This window comes from Thalassotalea sp. PP2-459 (assembly GCF_001913705.1).
Classification (GTDB): Bacteria; Pseudomonadota; Gammaproteobacteria; order Enterobacterales; family Alteromonadaceae; genus Thalassotalea_C; species Thalassotalea_C hakodatensis.
On record NZ_MKQD01000014.1, the window covers coordinates 1 to 1,749 of the forward strand.

The window sequence follows — 1,749 nt, forward strand, 5'->3', positions numbered from 1 at the left end:
AGTGTGATTACCAAGGGATTGTGTCGGTCTAATTACCGAGCGACTTTGTCGTAAATAGCATATCAGCCAGTTGTTAAACTGGCTATGATTTATGCCTATTCTTACAACGCTTGCGACCTTGCAACTCTCAGTGCAGTGGTATTCAAATTGTTTCTTAACCACATGCTACGCACACCGCCTGCGCTAATATCAATACCTAGGGCTTCAGTCAGCTTGATGGCCACTTTCTGTTGACCAAGGTGGGGATGCTCAACGGAGAATTTTACGACTGCATCTTCGATGGCTTTATCTACACAGTTTTTATGTCTTATATCGGGAGTTTCTTGGCGTTTTAAAGCATCAGGACCGCCTTGCTTAACCAGTCTTAAGTGTCGGTGAATAGTGTCTCGTGAGACGCCACTTTGTCGTGAAGCTGCACTGATACTTCCAAGCTTTTCGATTAATGCCAACACCTCTAGTTTCTTTTGTACTGCTAAGTCTTCTGATTCAAGCTTGCTTGGCTCATTTACTTCAGATACCTTGAGTTGCCGCCCTGCGAAGTGTGCGGTGAAGCCTTTCTTGCTGGTGTTTCGGATCTCAATTTTCTGATTAGCTATGGAATGTTTTAGCGGTGAATCAATCAAATAGAACTTGTTACCGTAGCTGAAGGTGTGGTCATTGCGGATCTTACGATGGTCTTTAATGACGCAGATATCATCAAGGTTGGTGTGTTTCGATAATGGTGTAAATTCAGGCGCTTGCTTTGATTTCACTTGAATTCTAGACTGCCAGAATTGTGGGATGAATACATGTTTCAGGTATGCATTGGCACTGGCTATATCTTTAATATTGTTAAGCCTTAGCTCAGGTACAAGGCGGTCTTGAAATGTATCAAAGGCACGTTCAACACGGCCTTTACCTTGAGGCGAATTGGCGAAGATAATCTCAATACCCAATTCTTCACATGCACGCTGCATTTGTGAGAAGTTGCAACGCTTAGGGCCGCCGAAGATACCCGCTCTATCCACGTACAGCGTTTTAAACACGCCCTTAGTTTCGATGCAATCTCGCATGACTTTCATACAACCAGCGGTGGTTTCAGATGGGAAGAACTCTGCATGTACTTCACTGGTGGCATCATCAATCATCGCAATCAAACAATGCTTCTTATCGCCAAACCAACGATGGGGACTACCATCCATCTGCATCAATAAGCCCGGCGCTGCCATACGCTCTCTGCGTTTACGTACAATACCGCGCCGACGTTTAGCACGTTTTACATGGTGAATATCATGTGCCCATCCACGCAGTGTTTCTCGCTTTACAGTTATCTGTTCATTCACTTCAAGCTGCTCAGCCAAGTGCAGCAAATTCAAATCAAAATATTTATCTTTAATTAAAGATTGCACTGCTTTTTTAATCGACGTTGGTGTTTTATTTGGTGGTGACTTACCACTGTTACCATGCAAAACAAACTGAATACCGACTTTCTGATATCTCTTCACATAGCGTTCTATTGAACGTCTAGACTTACTGAGTAACTTAGCAGCATTGGCAATTGTTATTCTGCCTTCAACCACTTTGGCAATTATATCAACGGTTAGTTGAGCTTTAGAATCCATCACAATCATCCTCAACATGCCTCTAGTATTCAAAAACAAGAACACTAACAAACATGTAAAAAAGAGACCGACAGTTTCCCTTGGTAATTAGCAATTACGACAGAATTGCTTGGTAATTAAGATACGACAAAGTCGCTTGGTGTTAACA

General features: G+C 42.6%; 1 protein-coding gene. It reads right to left on the reverse strand.

The genetic code is table 11. From position 1 onward, the window contains the following. Window positions 1-101 precede the first annotated feature (101 nt). Window positions 102-1,610, reverse strand: a complete 1,509-nt coding sequence (locus BI291_RS01870) for an ISNCY family transposase (protein ID WP_074495918.1) — start codon at window positions 1,608-1,610, stop codon at window positions 102-104. Window positions 1,611-1,749 lie beyond the last annotated feature (139 nt).